The sequence below is a fragment of the Romboutsia sp. 13368 genome, assembly GCF_018336475.1.
Classification (GTDB): domain Bacteria; phylum Bacillota; class Clostridia; order Peptostreptococcales; family Peptostreptococcaceae; genus Romboutsia.
The window spans coordinates 320,412-321,085 of sequence record NZ_CP048741.1; the positions used below are offsets into that span (position 1 = coordinate 320,412).

The 674-nt window shown below is 29.3% G+C and carries 1 pseudogene (only partly in view); it reads left to right on the forward strand.

Annotated features, from left to right (window positions below):
- Positions 1-674, forward strand: a pseudogene (locus tag G3997_RS01260) (nitrite/sulfite reductase) (its annotated part extends 128 nt beyond the left edge of the window); the annotation flags it as partial.

The window sequence follows — 674 nt, forward strand, 5'->3', positions numbered from 1 at the left end:
TGCTGTAAACAACCATTTTATGAGCAAAATAACTACTTATAAACTACCAAGAAAATTAAAGGTATCTTTCTCAAGTTGTCAAAAAGATAGTGGAAATTCTCAAGTGGCAGATTTAGGATTTATGGCAATAAATAAAGGTGGAAAAAAATTATTTAAAGTTTACTTAACGGGTGGATTAGGTAAAAATGCAGCTAAAGCAATTGAGTTTGATACTCTAGTAGAGCCAAAAGATATTTTATATCATGTTGAAGCAATGACTAGTTTCTTTATGGCAGAAGGTGATTATGATAATAAAAACAAGGCTCGTTCAAGATATATAACTGCTAGAATGGGAGTGGAAGAATCTCTTAAATGTTATAAGGAACATTTAGCTAAGGTTATGGAAAGTGAAAATTTAGACTTAGATATTACAGCGAGTGAATGTAATAAAGAAGGAATACAAATAGACTTACAACATGATAGATTAATAGAACAAAAACAAGAAGGATTATATACTGTTTACTTCCATCCAATTGGGGGAATATTGAAGTTAGATACATTAAAAGACATATTAGAATGTATACAAAATGTAAAAGATGTTGATATTAGACTTGCTATGAATGAAGGTATGTATATAAGAAACTTAAATGGAGAAGAAGCACTAAGACTATTGRATATAACTGATAATTTAGGTG